Annotated in this window: 21 protein-coding genes and 1 tRNA gene; 11 read left to right on the forward strand and 11 right to left on the reverse strand. The window is 73.4% G+C overall.

Annotation, left to right across the window (positions count from 1 at the left end; all coding sequences use genetic code 11):
- Nucleotides 1-26: 26 nt before the first annotated feature.
- From JOD66_RS20360 to JOD66_RS20370, 3 genes are read right to left on the reverse strand one after another with little or no spacing between them, the layout of a single operon-like run.
- Nucleotides 27-854: an RDD family protein gene (locus JOD66_RS20360; RefSeq protein ID WP_204838632.1), complete on the reverse strand. Its 828-nt coding sequence runs from the start codon at nt 852-854 to the stop codon at nt 27-29.
- A 31-nt stretch (nt 855-885) separates the two neighbouring features.
- Nucleotides 886-1,299, reverse strand: coding sequence for a PIN domain-containing protein (locus tag JOD66_RS20365; RefSeq protein WP_204838633.1), 414 nt, complete (start codon nt 1,297-1,299; stop codon nt 886-888).
- Nucleotides 1,300-1,304: 5 nt separating this feature from the next.
- On the reverse strand, nt 1,305-2,159 hold the full coding sequence (locus JOD66_RS20370; RefSeq protein WP_204838634.1) for a hypothetical protein: 855 nt from the start codon (nt 2,157-2,159) through the stop codon (nt 1,305-1,307).
- A gap of 430 nt (nt 2,160-2,589) precedes the next feature.
- On the opposite strand from JOD66_RS20370, the gene JOD66_RS20375 reads away from it, so the two are divergent.
- From JOD66_RS20375 to hemQ, 6 genes are read left to right on the forward strand one after another with little or no spacing between them, the layout of a single operon-like run.
- Nucleotides 2,590-3,594: a stage II sporulation protein M gene (locus JOD66_RS20375; RefSeq protein WP_239545355.1), complete on the forward strand. Its 1,005-nt coding sequence runs from the start codon at nt 2,590-2,592 to the stop codon at nt 3,592-3,594.
- A gap of 35 nt (nt 3,595-3,629) precedes the next feature.
- Nucleotides 3,630-4,970, forward strand: a complete 1,341-nt coding sequence (locus JOD66_RS20380; RefSeq protein WP_204838635.1) for a protoporphyrinogen/coproporphyrinogen oxidase — start codon at nt 3,630-3,632, stop codon at nt 4,968-4,970.
- A gap of 60 nt (nt 4,971-5,030) precedes the next feature.
- Entirely contained in the window at nt 5,031-5,744 is a 714-nt protein-coding gene (locus JOD66_RS20385) for a hypothetical protein (protein ID WP_204838636.1), read from the forward strand.
- Nucleotides 5,741-7,855, forward strand: a complete 2,115-nt coding sequence (locus JOD66_RS29615; RefSeq protein ID WP_204838637.1) for a sensor histidine kinase — start codon at nt 5,741-5,743, stop codon at nt 7,853-7,855. The genes JOD66_RS20385 and JOD66_RS29615 overlap by 4 nt, the downstream gene beginning before the upstream one ends.
- A complete protein-coding gene (locus tag JOD66_RS20395; RefSeq protein WP_204838638.1) occupies nt 7,852-8,511 on the forward strand; it encodes a response regulator transcription factor in 660 nt (219 codons plus the stop codon). Before JOD66_RS29615 ends, JOD66_RS20395 begins: the two co-directional genes overlap by 4 nt.
- Before the next feature lie 20 nt (nt 8,512-8,531).
- Entirely contained in the window at nt 8,532-9,263 is a 732-nt protein-coding gene (gene hemQ / locus JOD66_RS20400) for a hydrogen peroxide-dependent heme synthase (protein ID WP_204838639.1), read from the forward strand.
- Here the strand turns inward: hemQ and JOD66_RS20405 are convergent.
- On the reverse strand, nt 9,154-9,900 hold the full coding sequence (locus JOD66_RS20405) for a DUF998 domain-containing protein (RefSeq protein ID WP_204838640.1): 747 nt from the start codon (nt 9,898-9,900) through the stop codon (nt 9,154-9,156). The genes hemQ and JOD66_RS20405 overlap by 110 nt on opposite strands.
- Entirely contained in the window at nt 9,894-13,172 is a 3,279-nt protein-coding gene (gene lysX, locus JOD66_RS20410; protein ID WP_204838641.1) for a bifunctional lysylphosphatidylglycerol synthetase/lysine--tRNA ligase LysX, read from the reverse strand. Before lysX ends, JOD66_RS20405 begins: the two co-directional genes overlap by 7 nt.
- Before the next feature lie 182 nt (nt 13,173-13,354).
- Here lysX and JOD66_RS20415 point away from each other — a divergent pair, with 182 nt between their 5' ends.
- The 3 genes from JOD66_RS20415 to msrB are packed head-to-tail and all read left to right on the forward strand — an operon-like array spanning nt 13,355 to nt 14,679.
- On the forward strand, nt 13,355-13,804 hold the full coding sequence (locus JOD66_RS20415; protein WP_204838642.1) for a cysteine dioxygenase: 450 nt from the start codon (nt 13,355-13,357) through the stop codon (nt 13,802-13,804).
- Entirely contained in the window at nt 13,801-14,232 is a 432-nt protein-coding gene (locus JOD66_RS20420; RefSeq protein WP_204838643.1) for a rhodanese-like domain-containing protein, read from the forward strand. Before JOD66_RS20415 ends, JOD66_RS20420 begins: the two co-directional genes overlap by 4 nt.
- A gap of 33 nt (nt 14,233-14,265) precedes the next feature.
- Nucleotides 14,266-14,679: a peptide-methionine (R)-S-oxide reductase MsrB gene (gene msrB, locus JOD66_RS20425; protein ID WP_204838644.1), complete on the forward strand. Its 414-nt coding sequence runs from the start codon at nt 14,266-14,268 to the stop codon at nt 14,677-14,679.
- Here the strand turns inward: msrB and JOD66_RS20430 are convergent.
- Nucleotides 14,642-15,391 (reverse strand): TetR/AcrR family transcriptional regulator, encoded by a 750-nt coding sequence (locus JOD66_RS20430; protein ID WP_204838645.1) that lies wholly within the window; start codon nt 15,389-15,391, stop codon nt 14,642-14,644. The genes msrB and JOD66_RS20430 overlap by 38 nt on opposite strands.
- A gap of 228 nt (nt 15,392-15,619) precedes the next feature.
- On the opposite strand from JOD66_RS20430, the gene JOD66_RS20435 reads away from it, so the two are divergent.
- A complete protein-coding gene (locus tag JOD66_RS20435; RefSeq protein ID WP_204838646.1) occupies nt 15,620-17,086 on the forward strand; it encodes an MFS transporter in 1,467 nt (488 codons plus the stop codon).
- A gap of 30 nt (nt 17,087-17,116) precedes the next feature.
- Complete coding sequence (locus JOD66_RS20440) at nt 17,117-18,202, forward strand: DNA polymerase domain-containing protein (RefSeq protein ID WP_204838647.1); 1,086 nt, start codon at nt 17,117-17,119, stop codon at nt 18,200-18,202.
- Nucleotides 18,203-18,209: 7 nt separating this feature from the next.
- On the opposite strand, the gene JOD66_RS20445 is transcribed toward JOD66_RS20440, so the two are convergent.
- The 5 genes from JOD66_RS20445 to pdxY all read right to left on the reverse strand — a co-directional run bounded on the left by JOD66_RS20445 (nt 18,210) and on the right by pdxY (nt 21,273).
- Nucleotides 18,210-18,470 (reverse strand): hypothetical protein, encoded by a 261-nt coding sequence (locus JOD66_RS20445; RefSeq protein WP_204838648.1) that lies wholly within the window; start codon nt 18,468-18,470, stop codon nt 18,210-18,212.
- A gap of 30 nt (nt 18,471-18,500) precedes the next feature.
- A complete protein-coding gene (locus tag JOD66_RS20450; protein WP_204838649.1) occupies nt 18,501-19,028 on the reverse strand; it encodes a hypothetical protein in 528 nt (175 codons plus the stop codon).
- 41 nt (nt 19,029-19,069) lie between these two features.
- Nucleotides 19,070-20,182: an ATP-dependent DNA ligase gene (locus JOD66_RS20455; protein ID WP_204838650.1), complete on the reverse strand. Its 1,113-nt coding sequence runs from the start codon at nt 20,180-20,182 to the stop codon at nt 19,070-19,072.
- A 119-nt stretch (nt 20,183-20,301) separates the two neighbouring features.
- Nucleotides 20,302-20,374, reverse strand: a tRNA-Thr gene (locus tag JOD66_RS20460).
- Between the two features lie 35 nt (nt 20,375-20,409).
- Nucleotides 20,410-21,273, reverse strand: a complete 864-nt coding sequence (gene pdxY / locus JOD66_RS20465) for a pyridoxal kinase PdxY (protein ID WP_204838651.1) — start codon at nt 21,271-21,273, stop codon at nt 20,410-20,412.
- Nucleotides 21,274-21,283 lie beyond the last annotated feature (10 nt).

Consider the following 21,283-nt stretch of genomic DNA (forward strand, 5'->3'; position numbering starts at 1 on the left):
CCCAACCTACCCAGCGACCCTCGCCGTCACCCCTGCTGTCGCGCGTCCTCGGCGAGCAGCCGGCCGCGCAGCTGGTCGTCGCGCCGCAGCCGAGCCAGGTCGCGCTCCCGGCGCTCGGCCACCACGGCCATCAGCACCAGCTCCGGCGGGGCCCCGGGGGGCGGGGGCGGGGCGACGTACGGCGCCACGTGGGCCAGCAGCGCGCGCCCCACCCGGTCACGGGACTGGGGGTCGAGGGTCGCGAGCCGGCCCAGGAACTGGCGCACGGCGAGCGCGGTGCCGGTGGGAAGCGCCGCCAGGTCGGTGTGCCGGGCCCAGGCCGCGAGCTGCGGCGGCATCGGCGGCGGGGGCGGCAGCCGCAGCGGCACCCGCTCGCGCACGACGTACGTGCCGGCGGCGTAGTCGCCCAGCCGCTTGCCGCGGGTGCTGAGCATCACCGAGAAGAACGCCGGCGCCCCCGAGAAGGCGTAGATCTCCACGAACCCGATCAGCGCCCGGACCAGGGCATGCTGGAAGCTGATCGGCCCCCCGTCGTCGCGGACCGTGCGCAGCCCCAGCGCGAGCTTGCCGACCGAGCGGCCCCGGGTCAGCGTCTCCAGCGCCGTCGGGACCACCAGGAAGGTCACCACCGACGTCAGCACGATCCCCGCCCCGAGCAGCGCCTCGTCGTGCGCCACCGACGCGCCGACGAGCAGCAGGACGTAGAGCACGATCAGGGTCGCCACCGTCACCAGGACGTCGATCAGCCCGCTCGCCATCCGCAGGCCCAGGGAGGCCGCCGGGAGGTCGAGCGCCACCCCCTCGCCGGTGACGAGGTCGTCGGCGGTGACGGTGGCGAAGTCGGAGGGGGGCATCGGGGGCAGCCTACGGGGATCCGGAACGAGGTCAGGCGATCAGAGAGAGCCCGGGAGCGCCCAGGTAGATCCCGTCGCCCGCAAGCAGCTCGACTCCCTTCGCGATCGCGCTGGCCGCGATCCACCGATCCCCTGCGTGGTGCTTGGCGTGCAGCGCGTGTCCGGTGCGTCGGCACATCGACGTCAGGTCTGCGTGGGCTTCCACCACCTGGTTATCCGAGCGGATCGTCGGAGTCCTGTCGAGAACCGAGCGGAGCTGCGCCAGGCGCCGAGGACCCCACCCGGCCACGAGCGCACCTGCGAGCACCTCCGCCCTGGTCTGGAAGGAGATCAGCACTCGGCGGTCACGGAGGACGTCGCGCCACTCCGGAAGGCGGGGGTCCGCGGAGCTCCGGTGAATGAACAGATGGCTGAACACGTCGGTGTCGACGACGGCGACCGTCACGCTGTTCATCCTCGCGCTGCTTCGAGGAATGAGGAGAACTCCTCCTCGCTCAGGTCGACTCCGCCGTCCGGGTCGGGGCCGGGAGCCGAGGCCAGGATCTCGTCGAGGTCCTGGACGTCGACGTCCTCGAACCGTGTGGCGGGATCGTCGAGCCTGGTGATCGTGACGTCGTCCAGGGCGACCAGCTGTCCGGAGGCGAGGACGCCCTCGCCCGTGGCGAGCACCCATTGGCCGACGAGATGGGCGGCCGGCAGATCGTCCGCGACGTGCTTGAGGTCGACGGCGTGGCCGACGTCGTCGCGGACCCGGAACTCGTGAGAGCGGAGGTCGACCTTCTCGAGCCGGCCCTTCGCGGTCATCACGATGCCCGTCGCGACCCGTCGGGTAGTCCAGGTCTCCGCGTGGATCGCAGCAGACTCGATCTCGACCGCTTCGTGCGCTGCGTCGCCGATCAGGGCGCGAGGAGCGGCCTCCCGCAACGCGGTGACGAGCCGGGCCGCGCTCTCGGCGATGAGGTCCGAGGCCCACTCGGGACGCTCGTCGGCGCGGATCGCCTCGATGACCTGCCAGAACCGCTCGTCAGCCCGCTCGTGCTGCTCGAGATCGACGTCGAGCTTGTCCGCCGGCCCCTTGCTGAACCGAAGGATGGTGCTGCCCGCCTCGACCGACCGGAGGCGAAGTTGGGCGAACTCCTCCATGAACCTCATCGTGCGGCCGGGGCCCGGCGTGTTCACGACATCGCGTCCGACGCGGGTCGCGAGCTCCTGGAGCGCCGTGGCGAGCGCGGCGAGATCCTTCACCACGACCTCCCCGTCGGGAACGGGCGCGCCGATGAGCCGCACCTCGAGGTCCTTCGTCATGACCGACACCTCCTCAGGTCGATTCTGCATCCAGTCTGGGCAGCACACCGATGATCGGCCGAACCTCCGACAGAATCCGCGATGGCCGCGCCGACGCGGCCCCGAGTCCGTCACCAGCGCTCGACGCGGAGCCCTTCGGCGCGGCGGAGCTCCCGCGCCGGGCCATCTCGGCGCGGATCTCGCCGGGCCTGCAGGTCGGGTGTGGGTGCCGGGTGGGGGCAGTTGGGTGCGGGGCTGGTGCGCTGCGTGAGGGACTCACGGTGTTTGTCTGGCTCGCTGCGCTCGCATGTCGGGCGCGCTTCTGCGCGTTGCCTTCCTTCGCTTCGCTCGCTGGCGCTCGCTGCGCTTCGTCCAGGCAACGCGGCGCGCCCGACGGAAAACCCGCTCGGCGACATGCCGGAGCGAAGGACGGCCAAATATCATCCTCCCCATGCCCCGCATCGACCTCGACGCCTACGTCGCCACCCACGCGGGCTCGTGGACCCGTCTGGACCAGCTGGTGCGCCAGCGCCGGCGGTCGGGGGCGGAGGCCGACGAGCTGGTGGACCGCTACCAGCAGGTGGCGACCCACCTCTCCGTGGTCCGTACGTCGGCGCCCGACGGGGAGCTGGTGGCCCACCTGTCGTCGCTGCTGGGCCGGGCCCGGATCGCGATGCTGGCCTCCCGGGTGCCGAGCTGGCGGGGGTTCGCGGGCTTCTTCACCGAGCGGTTCCCGGCGGCGCTCTACCACCTGCGCTGGTGGTGGCTGGGCTGTCTGGCGGGCAACGTCCTGGTGACCGCGGTGATGATGATCTGGCTCGGCCAGCATCCCCAGGTCGAGCAGAGCCTGCTCTCGCCGCAGGAGGTCGACCAGCTCGTCGACAGCGACTTCGAGAGCTACTACAGCGAGAACGCCGCGGGCGCCTTCGCCACCCACGTGTGGGTCAACAACGCCTGGGTGAGCGCGCTGTGCATCGCGCTGGGGATCCTGGGGCTGCCGGTGCTCTACCTGCTCTTCCAGAACATCGCGAACCTGGCGATCGTCGGCTCGATCATGATCCGCCACGACCGCGGCGAGCTGTTCTGGGGCCTGATCATCCCCCACGGGCTGCTCGAGCTGACCTGCGTCTTCGTGGCCGGCGGGGTGGGCCTGCGGCTGTTCTGGTCGTGGGTCGAGCCCGGTCAGCTCTCCCGGGCCGGGTCCCTCGCCCGCGCCGGGCGTACGTCGGTCACGGTCGCCCTCGGCCTCGCGGTGTGCCTGCTGGTCAGCGGGATCATCGAGGGCTTCGTGACGCCCTCGCCGCTGCCGACCTGGGCCCGGATCGCGATCGGCGTGCTCGCCGAGCTCGGCTTCCTCGCCTATGTCTTCGTGGTCGGCCGGGCCGCCCACTCCCGCGGCGTCACCGGCGACGTGTCGGCCTCGCTGCTCGAGGACCGGGTCGCCACCCAGGCCTGAGCCTCTCGTCGGGAGTCACGCCCTAGGCTGGCGCCATGAGTCGGGCGGTCGTGGTGGGGGCGGGGATCGCCGGACTGACCGCGGCCCGTGACCTGGTCGAGGCGGGGGCCGACGTCCTGGTGCTCGAGGCGACCGACCGGCCCGGCGGCAAGCTGCGTGCCGGCGAGGTCGCCGGCGTGAGGGTCGACGTGGGCGCCGAGGCGATGCTGCACCGGCGTCCCGAGGGGAGCGCCCTCGCCGCCGAGCTCGGCCTGCCGCTGACCCATCCCACGCCGGCGGCCTCGCGGGTGTGGACCCGGGACGCGCTGCGCCGCCTGCCGCGCACGCTGATGGGCGCGCCGCTCGACCTCGACGACCTCGCCGCCACCGGGATCCTCTCGCCCGACGGCCTGGACCGCGCGCGCCACCAGGAGGTCCCGCACCCGGCCGACGACGTCTCGGTGGGCGACCTGGTCGCCGGGCGGTACGGCGCGGAGGTGGTCGACCGGCTGGTCGAGCCGCTCCTCGGCGGGGTGTACGCCGGCCAGGCCTGCCGGATCTCCGCGCGCTCCGCCGCGCCCCAGCTCCTCGACCTGCTCACCCGGGAGCAGGTCAGCGTCCCGGCGCCGCCCGCCGACGGGCCGCCGGTGTTCGCCGCGGTCGACGGCGGCATGTGGCGGCTGCCCGCGGCGCTCGCCGCCGGGCTGGGGGAGCATGCCGAGGTGCGCTACGACGCCCCGGTCACCGGCGTCCGTCGCGACCCGGGCCGCGGCTTCCTCGTCACCACCCCCACCGGCGACGAGCACGCCGAGCTGCTGGTCCTGGCGACCCCGGCCGCCCCGACGGCGCGCCTGCTCGCCGACCTCGCGCCGACCGCGGCCCGCGAGCTGGAGCAGGTCGGCTACGCCTCGGTCGCGCTGGTGACCTTCGCCTTCCGTGCCGACGACCCCGCGGTCGTCGACGCGCTCGACACCGGCGCGTCCGGCTTCCTGGTCCCGCCGGTCGACGGCCGCCGGGTGAAGGCGTCCACCTTCTCCTTCGCCAAGTGGGACTGGGTCCGCCGCGCGGGGGAGGGCCTGCTGGTGCTGCGCACCTCGCTGGGCCGCTACGGCGAGGAGGACACCCTGCAGGTCCCCGACGACGCGCTCGTCCGGGCCTCGCGCGCCGACCTGGCCGCGGCCACCGGCCTCGCCGCCGAGCCGGTCGACGCCGTCGTCCAGCGCTGGGGCGGCGGGCTGCCGCAGTACTGGGTCGGGCACGCCGACCGGGTGGCCCGGATCCGCGCGGCGGTCGCGGAGGTGCCCGGCCTCGCGCTGTGCGGGGCGGCGTACGACGGCGTCGGGATCCCCGCCACCATCGGCTCCGCCCGCGGCGCGGTGACCGGCCTCCTGGGCTGAGCGCGAAGCTTGCCCCGTTGTCCCTGTCCCGCGGGACACCGGGCCCGCGATGGTCGTGCCATGACAGCTCAGACCCACGTTCCCCCGACCGCCCTCGACCAGACCGCGCCGCGTGACGAGCCGGTCGTCTACCCGCCGACCCGCTGGGCGCTGGCCGGCCTCGGCGCCGGCCTCGCCGGCGTCGGTGCCATCGTCTCGTCCACCCTGGTGAACGCCGTCTACGACGAGAAGTACGCCGGCGACGCGCCCGCGATCTCGAAGGCGCTCGGCGACATGGTGCCGCAGATGCTCGCCTTCCACGTCTGCGCGATGCTCGCGGCGGTGCTGATGGTCCCGTTCGCCGCGGGCCTGTTCCGCCGGCTCAAGGCGGCCACCCCGGCCGACAGCGTGCTGCCGCTGGTCGCCTTCTCCGGCGTGCTGATCACCGCGGTGATGCTGATCGTCGGCTCCGGCCTCGACACCGAGTTCATCTTCGCCGCCGGCGACCCCGAGCTGGTCATCCCCGAGGACGCGGCGATGTTCAACCACTGGATCGGCACCGTGCCGTGGTGCTGGGGCCTGCTCGGCCTGTCCGGCCTCACCCTGTTCGGCGCGGCCCGCCACGGCGGCGTCCCGAAGTGGATCGGCCTGGTCGGCCTGGTCGGCGGCGGGCTGACCCTGCTGCTGGGCGTCTCGCCGCTGCAGTACATGGCCGGGATGACCGGCCCGATCGGCCTGATCGTGATCGCGCTCGGCTTCCTGGCCGGGGACAAGGCGTTCCGCGGTCGCTCGTGACGCCCACCAATTCGGTCGGTCCGCACCACGGCGGTGCGGACCGGCTGCACAATGTGCCGGTGCAGGACCGGCCCGACCACCGCCCGCGCGGCCTCGAGGCCGTCGCGGTCCTCGTCGTTCCCGCCCTCTGCGTGCTCCTCGTCCCGCTCGGCGCGTGGCTCGACATGGGTGCGCCCGACAGTGGCGCCGGAGTCGACCTCGCAGGCGGGCCGGGCTGGCCGTGGCAGCTGATCGGCGCCGTTCTCGGCGTCCTCGCCGGCATCGTGCTGGTCCACGACCGGCGACAGAAGTTCGGCTGGCTGCTGGCCTTCTCGGGCCTGTTCTGGGCGCTCGACGGGCTCTCCCAGAGCTATGTCCGGGCCGGCCTGACCGACACCAGCGCCTGGCCCGGGATGACCTTCGCGCTGTGGTTCCTGCTCCGCTTCACCTCCTATCTCACCTCGGTCACCGCGGTGGTGCTGCTCGTCTTCCCGACCGGCCGCTTCCTGCCGGGACGCTGGCGCCCGGCGTCGTGGTGCGCGGTCGGCGCGATGGCGCTCAGCGGCGTGGCCTTCATGGTGATGCCCTCCGAGGGCGACCCGGCCCTGCGCGACCTGCCGCCCAGCGTCGACGCGGACCCCACGACGCTGGACCTCCTCTCCGGACACGGCACCCAGGTCTCCTCCCTCGGACTCGCGCTCGGGGGAGTCGGCTTCTTCTTCTCCCTGCTCACCGTCGTGGTGCGCTACCGGCGCTCGCAGGGTCTCGAGCGCGACCGGATGCGCTGGCTGCTGTGGAGCGTCGTCGTCATCGTCGCCGTCGTCGTGGTGACCCTGGCGTTCGACGTCCCGGGCGGCTCCTTCCTCGGCGCGGTCTCCGCCGCCGTCGTGCCGCCCGCGGCGATGACCGTCGCGATCGTCCGGCCCGCCCTGGTCCCCATCCAGGACCTGCTCAGCCGCACCGTGGTCCTGGCCGCGGTGCTCGTGGTCCTGCTCGCCGCGGACGCCGCGGTGCTCGGCATGTTCACCCTGGTCCTCGACGACGAGCTGACCCAGGCCCAGGTGGTCGGCGTGGTGCTGGCGGTGTCGGTGATCCTCTACGGTCCGCTGCGCCAGCGTCTCTCGGCCGGCGTACGCCGGGTGATGCTCGGCGAGCGCGGCAACCGGTACGACGCGGTGGCCGGCCTCGCCTCCACCCTGGAGAACACCGACGACAGCGTCGAGCAGCTCACGGCGGTGGCCCGGGCCGTGGCGTCGGCGTTCGCCATCCCGTTCGTCAGCGTGGAGGTCGACCGCGGCCACGGCGAGCGGCTGGTGACGACGGTCGGGGAGCGGCCGACGGAGGTGCGCACGCTCCCGATCACCTGGCGCGAGACCACCATCGGCCGGCTGGTCCTCCCGGCCCGGGGCCTGCGCAGCCGGCTCACCGTGCGCGACGAGGAGCTGCTCGGCGACCTGGTCCGGCAGGCCGCGACCGCCGCCCGCACCAGCCAGCTCGCCGAGGAGGTCCAGCACAGCCGGGAGCGGCTGGTGACCGCCCGCGAGGAGGAGCGGCGCCGGATCCGGCGCGACCTGCACGACGGCTTCGGGCCGGCGCTGAGCGGCATCGTGTTCCAGCTCGAGGCGGCCCGGATGACCGTCGAGCGCGACCCGGCCCGGGCCCGCGCCCAGCTCGAGACGGTCAGCACGCAGGTGCAGGAGGTGGTGGCCGACGTCCGCCGACTGGTGCACGACCTGCGCCCGCCGGCCCTCGACGACCGCGGCCTGGTCGGCGCCCTGCGCCAGCAGGCCGAGCACCTCGCCGTGCCGCTCGACGTGACCGCGCCCGACGAGCTCCGGCTGCCGGCGGCGGTCGAGGTCGCGGCGTACCGGATCGCGGGGGAGGCGCTCACCAACGTCGCCCGGCACGCCGACGCGAACGGGGTCCGGCTGCTGGTCGAGACGATGGAGGACGCACTGGTCCTCGAGGTCGCCGACGACGGCCGCGGCATCCCCGCGGACCGGGCCGCCGGCGTCGGCCTGGCCAGCCTGCGCGAGCGGGCCGCCGAGCTCGGCGGCACCACCACCATCTCCAGCCCTCCCGGCGGCGGCACCGTCGTCCGGGCCCGACTGCCCCTCAGGAGCCCCGCATGACCAGCCCGGTCCGGGTCGTCGTGGTCGACGACCACCAGATCGTCCGCGACGGACTCAGCTCGCTGCTCGGCGCGCTCGACGGCATCGAGGTCGTCGGGTCGGCCGCCGACGGCCGGGAGGCGCTGCACGTCGTCGAGGACACCGCGCCCGACCTCGTCGTGATGGACATCCAGATGCCACACCTCGACGGCATCGAGGCCACCCGCTTCCTCACCGGCCGCGACCCGGCGCTGCGCGTGGTGATGCTGACCATGAACGAGGACGACGACACGGTCCTCAGCGCGATCCGCGCGGGCGCCTGCGGCTACCTGCTCAAGGGGGCCGGCGCCGACGAGGTGCAGCACGCCATCCGCTCCGCCGCGGCCGGCGGCATGGTGTTCGGCGCCAGCCTGGCCGCCAAGGTCGCCGGCTTCTTCGCCGGCGCGGTGCCGGCCGCGCCGACCGAGGCCGAGCCCTTCCCCGAGCTGACCGACCGCGAGCGCGACGTCCTCCAGCGGATCGCGGCGGGCCGCACGAACGACGAGATCGCGGCCGCCCTCTACGTCTCCAACAAGACCGTGCGCAACACGGTCTCGGCGATCTACGCCAAGCTGCACGCGACCGGGCGGGCCGACGCCATCGTCCGGGCACGGGAGGCGGGCTACGGTCGCGACTGAGGGCCCGGCAGAATGGGGGCATGTCGGACCAGGACCCCCAGGCGCACCTCAAGACCAACGCGGCGAAGATCAACGAGCTCAACGACACGATCCGCTTCACCATGTGGTCGGTGTTCCGCCTCGAGCAGCCGCTGGGGCCCGACGACGTGGTCCGCAAGCAGGAGACCGAGGAGGTCGAGGCCCTGCTCGCCGACCTGGCCGCCGAGGACGTCGTCGTCCGGGGCGTCTACGACGTGGCCGGGCTGCGCGCCGACGCCGACCTGATGGTCTGGTGGCACGCCGCGACCAGCGACCGGCTCCAGGACGCCTACCACCGGCTGCGCCGCACCTCCTTCGGGTCGCGGCTCGCGCCGGTCTGGTCGCAGATGGCGCTGCACCGCCCGGCGGAGTTCAACCGGAGCCACCTGCCGGCGTTCCTGGCCGACGAGCGCGCCCACGCGTACGCCGCGGTCTATCCCTTCGTCCGCTCCTACGAGTGGTACCTCCTCGAGGACGCTGAGCGTCGCCGGCTGCTCGCCGAGCACGGCCAGATGGCCCGCGGCTACCCCGACGTGCGGGCCAACACGGTCCCGAGCTTCGCGCTCGGCGACTACGAGTGGATCCTCGCCTTCGAGGCCGACGACCTGACCCGGATCGTCGACCTCATGCGTCACCTGCGCGGCTCGGAGACGCGTCGGCACGTCCGCGAGGAGGTGCCGTTCTACACCGGTCGCCGGATCGAGGTCGCGGACCTGCTGGCCCGGCTGCCCTGACCAGCAGCCACGTCGGCGCCACCGCCAGCCACACCGCGGTCAGGGTGACGCCGAGCCGCTGCACCAGCCCGAGGTAGTCCGCGTCCCCGCTGAGGAGCAGCGACGCGGTGAGCACGGCGTCGAGGGCGCCGCAGAGCGCCGCGACGATCCCCACGGCGGCCAGGCCCAGCCGGCGCCGGTCCGCGCCGTCGCGCCGCAGCGCCAGGCTGCAGGTGAGCAGCACGACGAGATAGGCGACCGTCTCCAGGAAGCTGGACACACCGTGCGGCTCGCTCACCTTGGCCCACCAGGCGCCGGTGCCGGGGTCCGGGAGGTCCGCCCCGAAGGTGTACGACGTCGACAGGGGCACCGCCGCCTCGAAGACCGCGCACAGCCCGAGCACGACGAGCGGCAGCCACACCCCGGCGGCGCGGCGGGTCAGCCGCCAGGCCAGCGCGGCGCCGGCCGCGAGCGCGAGCCCCGCGACCACGTCGGCGAGCCGGAACAGCTCGTGGAAGGGCTGGCCGGGCGCGGAGAGCTCGCTGATGAAGCTGGTGCGGAGGTCGGCGTCGACGGGCAGCACCAGCTGGAGCACCCAGTCGGCGTACCCGAGGCCACCGAGGACCAGCAGCCCGAGCGCGAGGCGCCGGGTCACCATGCGGTCTCCTCGGCGTCGGGACGGACGAGCGGGAAGGTGACGGTCGAGCGGATCGGGTCGCCCGAGAGCAGCATGAGCAGCCGGTCGACGCCCATCCCGAGGCCGCCGGTCGGTGGCATGCCGAGCTCCAGCGCCTGGAGGAACTGCTCGTCGGTCACCATCGCCTCGGGGTCCCCGCCGGCGGCGAGCAAAGACTGCTGCTCGAGCCGCCGGCGCTGCTCGACCGGGTCGGTGAGCTCGCTGTACGCCGTCGCGAGCTCCATGCCGAGCACGACCAGGTCCCAGCGCTCGGCGAGCGCGGGGTTGTCGTCGCGGGCGCGGGTCAGCGGGCAGACCGAGGTCGGGAAGTCGGTGTAGAAGGTGGGGGCGACGGTGGTGGGCTCCACCAGCGCCTCGTAGAGCTCGAGCACGATCTGGTCGGCGCTCAGCTCGCCCGCGGCGATGCCGTGGACGCCGGCCAGCGCGCGCAGCTCCTCGGCCGGCGTCGCCCAGTCCACCGGTACGCCGATCGCCTCCGAGACCGCGCCGTGCACCGTGCGCACCGCCCAGGCGCCGTCGACGGCGAGCTCCCGCGCTCCGCCGTCGGCGTCGCGGTGGACCAGCAGCGGACGGCCGTGGACCGCGATGGCGGCGGCGGTGACCAGCTCCTGGCACAGCCGGCGCATCGTGGTGTAGTCGCCGTGGGCGGCGTAGGCCTCGAGCGTGGTGAACTCGGGATTGTGGGTCCGGTCGGCGCCCTCGTTGCGGAACACCCGGCCCAGCTCGTAGACCCGCTCCACCCCGCCGACGCACAGCCGCTTGAGGTAGAGCTCGGGCGCGATGCGCAGCGACAGCGGGAGGTCGTAGGCGTTGCTGTAGGTCGTGAACGGCCGCGCGTTGGCCCCGCCGTGGACGGTGTGCAGCACCGGCGTCTCGACCTCGAGGTAGTCCTGGCGGTGCAGCGTCTCGCGGATCCCGCGCAGCACCTGGGCCCGGCGGCGGAGGTGCTCGCGCGCGTCGTCGCTCATCGCGAGGTCGAGCTGGCGCTGGCGCACCCGGAGCTCGGGCGCGAGCGGGCCGTTCACCCGTCCGGGCAGCGGGTGCAGGCACTTCGCGAGCATCCGCCAGGAGGTGGCGAGCACCGAGCGCTCGCCGCTGCGGCTGGCGCCGACCGTCCCGCGCAGCTCGACGAGGTCGCCCAGGTCGCAGTCGCCGACGAACCGGGCCAGGTCCGGCCCGAGGTCGGCGGCCTGCAGCACGCACTGGACCGAGCCGTGCCAGTCGCGCAGCTCGGCGAAGACCACGCCGCCGTGGTCGCGCAGCGCCACCAGCCGCCCCGCCACGGTGACCGCCGTTCCGTCGTCGGCGGCGAGCGCGGCCGCGGTCGCGCTGGGGCGCGCCCCAGCGGCGGGATAGGGGGCGCGGCCCGCCGCGGCCATCGCCGCCATCCGCTCCATCCTGATCCGGACCTGCTCGGGACGCCGGCGGCCCCGCGCCCGCAGCTCCTGATGGGCCGCGACCGCGGCCACGATCTCCTCGGCGCGCTCGGGGGACAGATGCTCGGGCTGCAGGGGCCGGCGGGTCCGGATCCGCTCCGGGATGTCGATGAAGCCCTCCGCGATCCCCGCGGCCACGCCCACGCGCGGGATCATCCGGGCGTCGTCGTAGCAGAGGAAGCGCGGGAACCACGCGGGCTCGTACTTCACGTTGGAGCGGTAGAGCGCCTCGAGCTGCCACCAGCGCGACAGGACGAGGAGCACCCGGCGCCAGCCGCGGAGCAGCGGGCCGGCGCCGATCCGCCCGCCCTCCTCGAAGACCGAGCGCAGCACCGCGAAGTTCAGCGAGATCCGCGCGACGCGGTGCTCGGCGCCCTGCTCGGCGAGCATGCTGACCAGGTACTCGATCACGCCGTTGGGGCCGTTCGGGTCCCGGCGCATCAGGTCGAGGGAGATGCCGGACCTGCCCCACGGCACGAACGACAGCAGGGCCAGCACCGAGCCGTCGGGTGCGAGCGCCTCGGCGAGCAGGCAGTCGCCGTCGGCCGGGTCGCCGAGGCGGCCGAGTGCCATCGAGAACCCGCGCTCGGGCTCGTCGCCGCGCCAGGCGTCGGCCAGCCGGCGGATCTCGTCCAGCTCCGCGGCCGGGACCTGGTGGTGGCGCCGGATCCGGACCGTCACGCCGTGCCGGCGCGCCCGGCGTACGGCGCGCTGGATGGTGGGCAGCCCGGGGCGGCGCCGGTTGAACTCGGCGACCTCGATGATCGCCTCGTCGCCGAGCTGGAGCGCGGTCAGGCCGGCGCGCTCGTACTGGTGGGCGCCGCGCTCGCTGGCGCCCAGGACGGCGGGCGACCAGCCGTGGTCGCGGGCCAGCCGCTGCCAGCGCGCGATCGCGTCGGGCCAGGAGCCGGTGTCGCCGACCGGGTCGCCGCTGGCCAGGCACACCCCGACCTCGACCCGGTGCAGCACCGCCGCCCGCCCGTCCTCGGAGAACACCGCCGCCTTGTCGCGACGGGTCGCGAAGTAGCCGAGCGAGTCATGGCGGCCGTACTCGTCGAGCAGGGTGCGCACCGCCCGCTCCTCGGGCGCGGTCAGGGTGGCCCGGAGTGCCTGAGACTGGAACACGACGGCGAACGCGCCCAGCAGCGAGACTCCGCCGAGGAAGCCGATCAGGTCGCTGACCCACTCCGCCGGGCGGCCGTCGAATGCCCGCGGCCCGATCACGCCACCGGTGGCCCGGTTGAGCGACCAGAGCAGCCGCTGGTCGGACGGCAGCGTGCCGTGGAAGAGCTCGAGCAGGAGGAAGCCGAGCCCGATGCTCAGCAGCAGGCAGGGCACCAGGACGGCGACCGCCTTCAGCACCGAGCGGGACCGGACCCGGGTCTGGTAGCCGTTGCGGGACAGCAGCACCACGACGAGCAGCAGGGTCGCCACCGCGATCGCGACGCTGCTGCGGGGCCGCACCGTGATCTCGCCCGCGGCGTCGGCCAGGTTGACGACCAGGACGACGACCAGGATCCGCCATCCCGCGCGCTTGCCGGTGCTCAACGCCGCGGCGAGCAGTGCCAGGAAGGTCGCATACGCCAGGTTGGGCAGGATCAGCAGGACGTTCTCGCTGACGAACATGAGCGGGTGCCACAGCGCGTGCCGCAGGGCGGGGAACAGCGCGACGACGGCGCACAGCGCTGCCCAGCAGGCGACCACGGTCGCGCTCAGCCGCGGGACCGTCTCGGTGAGCAGCCGGCGGGCGCCGGTGGACCGCGAGCCGGCGGCGCCGGCGGCCAGGGAGCGGGACACGCCGAAACCCTACGACCCCGCGTTGTTTGCAAACTAGATCGACTTACTACACAATGGAGCCATGACCACTCTCCTCGCAGCCCCCAGCCCCGTGATCCGTGGCGCCCGGCGGCGCTGTCGTGGCTGCTGACTGCCCTCACCCCTCCAGTCCCAGCCCCGCGTCCCGCAGAGAGAGAACTCCGATGACCCAGCTCGCCGTCCTGCCCCTGCTCGAGGTCGTCCGCAACCACGCGGCCGACCCCGACCTGCACCACCTGCTCGAGCACGATCCCCACGAGCGCTCGTGGATCCGTCTGCTCACCACCGACGACTACGAGCTCTGGCTGATCTCGTGGCCCGCCGGCGCCGCCACCGACTGGCACGACCACGGCTCCTCGTCCGGTGCCTTCACGGTCCTCGAGGGCCGGCTCACCGAGCACACCTTCGACGGCGGGCTCCGGCTGATCGACCTCGGTCCCGGCGACGGCAGGGCGTTCGGCGCGGGCTACGCGCACGACGTCCGCAACGCGACCGACGAGCCGGCCCTCTCGCTGCACGCGTACTCCCCGCGGCTGCACACGATGACCCGGTTCAAGTTCCACGGCGACCGGCTCGAGGCGCTCGGCGTCGAGCGCGCGGGGGAGGAGTGGTGAGCGCCCTCGCCCCCGTCCCCACCCCCGTCAGGTACGACGGCGTCGACGCCCTGCTCGCCGACGCCCGGTCCCGGCTGGACCGGATCAGCGCCCGCGCCGCCTTCCAGGAGCTGGTGGCCCTCGGTGCCGTGCTCGTCGACATCCGGCCCGCCGCGCAGCGGGCCCGGGAGGGCGAGGTGGCGCGCTCGCTGCCGGTCCTCGTGGTCGAGCGCAATGTGCTCGAGTGGCGCTTCGACCCGCGCAGCGACGCCCGGCTGCCGGAGGCGTCGTACGACCTGCGGGTGATCGTGCTGTGCCAGGAGGGCTACACCTCCTCGCTCGCCGCGGACGCGCTGCGCAGCATCGGCGTCGAGCGCGCGACCGACGTGGTGGGCGGCTTCGCGGCCTGGCGCGCGGCCGGCATGCCCGTCTCGGGGCTCGCTGCCTGAGCCGGTCCGAGGTCGGCTGAGTAGGCTCGTCGCATGGCATACGAGGTCGAGAAGACGGACGAGGAGTGGCGTGCCGAGCTCACGCCCGAGGAGTACCAGGTGCTCCGCCAGGCCGGCACCGAGCGCGCCTTCACCGGTGAGTACACCGACACCGAGACGACGGGCGTCTACCGCTGCAAGGCCTGTCAGGCCAAGCTCTTCGAGTCCGACACGAAGTTCCACTCCGGCTGCGGCTGGCCGAGCTTCTACCAGCCGATCAGCGACACGATCGAGTACCTCGAGGACAACTCCCACGGCATGAAGCGGGTCGAGGTGCGCTGCGCCAACTGCGGCTCGCACCTCGGCCACGTCTTCCCCGACGGCTACGGCACGCCCACCGGCGACCGCTACTGCATCAACTCGATCAGTCTCAGCCTCGAGCCGGCCGACCCGGCTTCCCCGGCCTGACCGCCTGGCGGACCAGGCCCAGGATCAGCAGGTCCAGGCCGGCGGCGAACTGGGCGAGGTCGTCGTGCCGGCGGAACTGCTCGGTCATGGAGCGGATCCACGGGAGCTCGTCGTACTCCTCGCCCTGCCAGCGGGCCACGAGGCGGTCGAACTGCTCCTCCTTGGAGAGGGTCAGGTCGGCCGCTTCGTCCTGCGCCGCCATCGCGGCGCCCACGCCGCCGACATAGCCGGTGATCGCGGTGCTGCCGTGGAACTGCTGGCGCGGCGAGAGTCCCATCGTCGCGAGCGCCCGGCCGACCTGCTCCCACACCCGCAGCCCGTTGGGGCGGTTCCCGGTGCCGAGCTGGGACTGGCCGGCGAGCCAGGGGTGCTCGTCTATCTGCGCGAACAGCGCCAGTGAGATCCGGCGGACCGTCGCGGCCGCCTCCAGGACGACCGGGTCGTCGGTGTCGAGCTCGACCTCCATCGGCGGCGTGGGTACGTCGACCGCTTCCAGGGCGCGCCCGACCAGCGTGTCGCAGGCCAGGTCGAGCAGCTCGGCCTTGCCGGCGACGTACCAGTAGACGCTGCCGAGGCCGCCGCCCAGCTCCGCGGCCAGTCCGCGCAGGGTGAGGCCGCCGGCCCCCTCGCGGTCGAGCATCGCGATCGCGGCGTCGACGATCTGGTCGAGCGAATGGGTCGCGCGACGGGTCGTCCGGGGGCGTCCTGGCATGCCCTCAGCGTAGGGCGCGGCTCTTGGGGGCTGGGATTCATCACGGGATGTAGGCGAGTAGAGGCTTCCCGTGCGGAGTTCCACTACAGAACCGGTGCTTCGCCTACATCCCGTGATGAATCCGCCCCCGCCCCGCCCCCACCTTGACATTCTCGAACAACGTTCTATTCTCGAACATTGTTCGACTCGAACGCTGTTCGAGCACCCTCGTCCCGAAGGGAGGCCGTCATGAGCGCCACCTCCGCGTCATCGACGCCCACCACCGCGCGGGCCGCGAAGCCCACCACGCTCCGCGCCGCCGCGCCGGCGATCCTCGCCCTGTGCCTGACCATGCTCGTCGAGATGGTCGACAACTCCGTGCTGTCCGTCGCGCTGCCGACGATCGGCCGCGACCTCGCCGTCGGCCCCACCGGCCTGCAGTGGATCGTCGGCGCCTACTCACTCACCTTCGGCGGCCTGCTCATGGTCGGCGGCACGCTCGGCGACAAGCTCGGGCGCCGGCGGATGCTGCTCGTCGGCATCGCCGGCTTCGGCCTGTCCTCGACGCTGGTGCTGCTCGCCACCGAGGCGTGGCAGCTGATCGCGGTGCGCGCCCTGTGCGGCGTCTTCGCCGCGCTGATCGCGCCCGGGACCATGTCGCTGATCTTCCGGCTCTTCGACGACGACGAGCTGCGCCGCCGGGCCATCGGGCTGATCGTCAGCGTCGCGATGGTCGGCGTCATGGTCGGCCCGGTCCTCGGCGGTCTCGCCGTCACCCACCTGCCCTGGCAGGCGCTGCTCGTCGTCAACGCACCGGTCGCCGCGATCGCCTGGTGGGGAGTCGCGCACGGCATCCCCGCCGACGACCCGGCCGAGCGGCGTACCGGCGGCGCGGACGTGCCGGGCGCGGTGCTCTCGGTCGCAATGCTCGGCCTCGGGCTGTTCTCCCTCACCCTCGGGGTCGACGAGGGCTGGACCTCGCCCGCGACCCTCGTCGTCGCGCTGGGCGCGGTGGCCGCCGCGGTCGGCTTCGTGCTGCGCGAGCGGTCGGCCGCGGACCCGATGCTGGACCTGCGCCTGCTCGGCCGACGTACCGTGCGCGGCAGCGCGATCCTGCAGACCGGCGTGATGGTCGCGATGGTCGGCGTGATGTTCGCGTCGACCCAGCTGTTCCAGTTCGCGTGGGGTTGGACGCCGCTCCAGGCCGGGCTCGGCACCCTGCCGATGGTGGCGGGCATGTTCGTGTCCGGGCCGCTCACCGACGCCCTCGTCGCGCGCCTCGGGCACCGGACCACCGCCCTGGTCGGCAGTACGTCGCTGCTGGTCTCGCTCGCCGTCGCGTACGTCGCGCTCGGCACCGGCTACCCGCTCTTCGCCGCCGGCATGCTGCTGCTCGCCGTCGCGATGCGGATGGTGATGACGACCTCGGCGGTCGCGCTGATCGAGGCGCTGCCCGAGGACCACACCGGCATCGGCTCGGCGCTCAACGACACCGCCCAGGAGATCGGCAACGTCTTCGGTGTCGCCGTGGTCGGCACCGTCACCGCCGCGGTGATGGGCAGCTCGCTGCCGACCGGTCGGTGGAGCGCGGCGGTGGTCGAGGAGTTCCTGCACAGCCAGCGGATCGGGTTCGCCGTCCTGGCCGGCCTGGTCGCGGTCATCACCGTCGTCGGCGGGCGCACGCTCACCGCCTCCCGCTCGACCGAGGAGCACTGATCCGGCGGGCCGGACCGTTAGGTTGGGGCCATGGCGAAGACCGCGGCGGCGATGGTCCAGGCAGGCGACCGCGAGGTCCGGGTGTCCAGCCCGGACCGGGTCATCTACGAGGCCACCGAGCGCACGCCCGAGGTCACCAAGCTGATGGTGGCCGAGTACTTCGTCGCGGTCGAGGACGGCCTGATGCGGGCGCTGCGCGACCGGCCGACGGCGCTCGAGCGCTGGCCCGACGGCTACCGCGAGGGCTTCCGGCTCTCCACCGGCTACGGCGACGACGGCGAGGGCTTCTACCAGAAGCGGGTCCCCAAGGGGGCTCCCGACTACCTCGAGCCGGTGCGGATCACCTTCCCCTCCGGCCGCACCGCCGAGGAGATCTGCCCGACCGAGATCGCCGTACCCGTGTGGTGCGCCCAGATGGGCACGCTCACCTTCCACCCGTGGCCGGTACGCCGGGCCGACGTCGACCATCCCGACGAGCTGCGGATCGACTTCGACCCCCAGCCCGGCACCACCTTCGGCGACGCCGTCCGGGTCGCCGGCGTGGCGCGCGAGCTGCTCGAGGAGCTCGGCCTGGCCGGATTCCCCAAGACCTCGGGCAACCGCGGGGTCCACGTGTACGTGCGGATCGAGCCGCGCTGGGAGTTCACCGACGTGCGCCACGCCGCGATCGCGTTCGGTCGCGAGCTCGCCCGGCGCGACGACCAGGTCACCACCGCCTGGTGGAAGGAGGAGCGCGGCGAGCGGATCTTCATCGACTTCAACCAGAACAACCGCGACCGGACCATCGCCTCGGCGTACTCGCTGCGGCCGAAGCCCGGCGCCCCGGTCTCGACCCCGATGACGTGGGCCGAGCTCGCCGCCGTGACCGACCCGGCGGAGTTCAACCTGTTCACGGTGCCCGAGCGGATGGCCGCCGGCGACCCGTGGGCCGGGATCGACGACGAGGCCTACTCGCTCCAGCCGTTGCTCGACCTGTGGGACCGGCAGGTCGCCGACGGCGAGGGGGAGCTGAACTTCCCGCCGGACTACCCGAAGATGCCGGGTGAGCCGCCGCGGGTGCAGCCCAGCAAGAAGGTCGCCGAGCACTGGGACGAGGACGGCAACCGGGTCTCCTGAGCCTCCCCTAGAGTCCCCGCACCACCTCGACCTCGCACAGCCGCGCCAGGTCGCCGCGCACCCGTCGGTCGAGCCGCGGGGCGTCCTCGCCGAGCATCAGCAGGACCACCTCACGCACCGCCCGCCCCGGGTGGGCGACGGCCAGCGAGCGGACCGCGTCGACGGCGCCGTCGCAGACGTCGAGCACCCGGTCTCGGTCGGCCGGGGAGAGGTGCGCGGCCGCGAGCGCCGCCAGGAGGTGGACGTCGAGGGTGTGCGGGGCCGACATGACCGGTCAACGACCTGCGCGGTCGGGGCGTTACGACTGCTCGTGCTCCAGCAGGTGCAGCACGGGTACGCCGAGCTTGCGGCGCGCCCGCGAGGTCCAGTCGACGTGGAAGAACTCCGCGACCAGGTGCGGCCGGGTCAGGATGATCGACTCGCGGCCGTCGACCTCCTTGACCTTCGCGATCAGCGCGTCGACCGGCGGCTCGGTGACGATCGACACCGAGCCGATGATCGCGCCGGCGGCGACCAGCGCCTCCCGGGTGGTCGCCAGGTCGCGCTCGGCCTGCTCCCGGTACTCGCCGCGCAGCCGCTCGATCTCGTCGGGCGACGGGGTGATCGGCGGCGCGATCAGGTCGGCGCCGCCGATGACGCCGAGGGAGGCCTCGACGGCGGCCGCGGCGTCCGCCATCGGCAGCAGCACGTGGTACTGCACCTCGATCGTCGGGTCGTCGTCGAGCTCCTGGTGCAGGCCGCGGACCTGGGCGGCGTCGGCGGCGGTGAGCGCCTGCTCGATGAGCAGGACGACGGCGTACGGTTCCTCGCGGGGCGCGGTGCTCATGGCACCATCCTGCCCGGCGGGCGGTCGCCGCGTCAGCCCCGTCAGCCCCCGAGCACGTCCGCGAGGTCGTAGCGCACCGGCTGCTCGAGCTGGTCGTAGCCGCACGACTCGGGGTCGCGGTCGTCGCGCCAGCGCTTGAAATGGGCGGTGTGGCGGAACCGGCGGCCCTCCATGGCGTCGTACTTGACCTCGATGACGCGCTCGGGCCGCAGCGGGGTGAAGGACAGGTCCTTGCCCTGGCTCCACCGGCTCTGGGTGCCGGGCTGGCGGCCCGGGTTGGCCACCAGGAACTCCTGCCAGCGGCCCCACGGGTGCTCCTCGATCGGGACGACGAGCGGCTGCAGCTCGTGCCACAGCTCGGCCCGCCGGGCCGCGGTGAAGGACGCGCTGACGCCGATGTGCTGCAGCTCGCCGCCGTCGTACAGACCCAGGAGGAGGCTGCCGATGAGCGGGTTCTCGGGGGTGCTGGTCTTGTGCTCGCGGTAGCCGGCGAGGACCACGTCGGCCGTGCGCTCGTGCTTGATCTTGAGCATGGTCCGGGCGTTGGGGGAGTACGGCGCGCTCAGCGGCTTGGCCACCACCCCGTCGAGGCCCGCGCCCTCGAACTGGTGGAACCACTCCTCGGCGACCGCCGGGTCGGTGCTCGTGCGGGTCAGGTGGCAGCGCCCGGCGTCGGCGCTCAGGTGGCCCAGCGCCTGCTCCAGCGCCGCGCGCCGCTCGGCGAACGGGCGGTCGACGTACGAGTCGTCGCCCAGCGCGAGCAGGTCGAAGGCGACGAAGTCGGCCGGCGTCTGCTCGGCCAGCAGGTTGATCCGCGACGCCGCCGGATGGATCCGCTCCTGCAGCACTTCGAACTGCAGCCGCCCCTTCCCGTCGGCGCCGTCCAGCGCCACGAAGATCTCCCCGTCGAGCACGCACCGCTGCGGCAGCTCGGCGCGCATCGCCTCGACCAGCTCGGGGAAGTAGCGGGTCAGCGGCTTGGTGTTGCGGCTGGCCAGCTCGATCTCGTCGCCGTCGCGGAACACGATGCACCGGAAGCCGTCCCACTTGGGCTCGAAGCTCAGGCCGCGCTCGTCGTACTTGGCCGGGTCGGGTACGCCGGACACGGCCTTCGCGAGCATGGGCAGGACGGGCGGCTGCACGGGGAGGTCCACGGTGGTGAGACTAGTCAGGGTTCCGACACTCATCGGTCGGGTTCTCGCGGCGCATCTGACGAACGGGCTGAGTTTCGCGGCGCTGCGCGACCCATTCGTCAGATGCGACGCCGGATCGGAGCCGGTGACAGGATTCGAACCCGCGACATCCTCTTTACAAGAGAGGCGCTCTACCAACTGAGCTACACCGGCCGGCGCCCGCGGGGCGAGCGTCCGCGCCATCCTAGTCAGCGCAGCCGCGCGACCTCGAACCGCTCATCCGGCACGGCGATCGCGTCCTGCGCCGCGATCAGCCGGAGCTCCCGCTCACCCGACTCGAGCGTCGCCGCGAGCACGTCGTAGACCGACGCCACGGTCCGCCCCAATGCCACCGAAGCCGAGCCGGTGGTGTGGAGGTGGGCGGTGAACAGCGCGGCGGTGATGTCGCCGGAGCCGTTGGCCTTCATGGGCAGGCGGGGGGTCTGCACGATCCAGGCGCCGTCGCCGGTCACGGCGATCATCTCGATGACGTCGGCGGGCGCGCCGAGCCGCTCGACCGAGGTGACCAGGACGGTCGAGGGGCCGAGGGCGCGGACCTCGTCCGCGGCCTCCAGCACCGCCTCGATCGGCGCCGGCTCGGACAGCGCGTCGCGCCCGGTGATGAAGCCGAGCTCGAACTGGTTGGGGGTCAGGATGTCGGCGACGGGGACGACCGAGGAGCGGATGATCGGCGGGATCTCGGGGTTGACGAAGCAGCCCGACCTGGCGTTGCCCATCACCGGGTCGCAGGTGTACGTCGCGGCCGGGTTCGCCGCCTTGACCTTGCGCACCGCCTCGACGATCACGGCGGCCACGGCGGGGGAGCCCTGGTAGCCGGAGAGCACGGCGTCGCAGGTCGCGAGCGCGCCGCGCTCCTCGATCCCGGTGATCACGTCGGCGACGTCGGCCGGGTCGAGCAGCGGGCCGCGCCAGGCGCCGTACCCGGTGTGGTTGGAGAAGTGGACGGTGAACACCGGCCACACCTCGTGGCCGAGGCGCTGCAGCGGGAAGACCGCCGCGGAGTTGCCGACATGGCCGTAGGCGACCGAGGACTGGATGGACAGGATCCGCACCCGGACATTC

Source organism: Nocardioides nitrophenolicus (assembly GCF_016907515.1).
GTDB classification, from domain to species: domain Bacteria; phylum Actinomycetota; class Actinomycetes; order Propionibacteriales; family Nocardioidaceae; genus Nocardioides; species Nocardioides nitrophenolicus.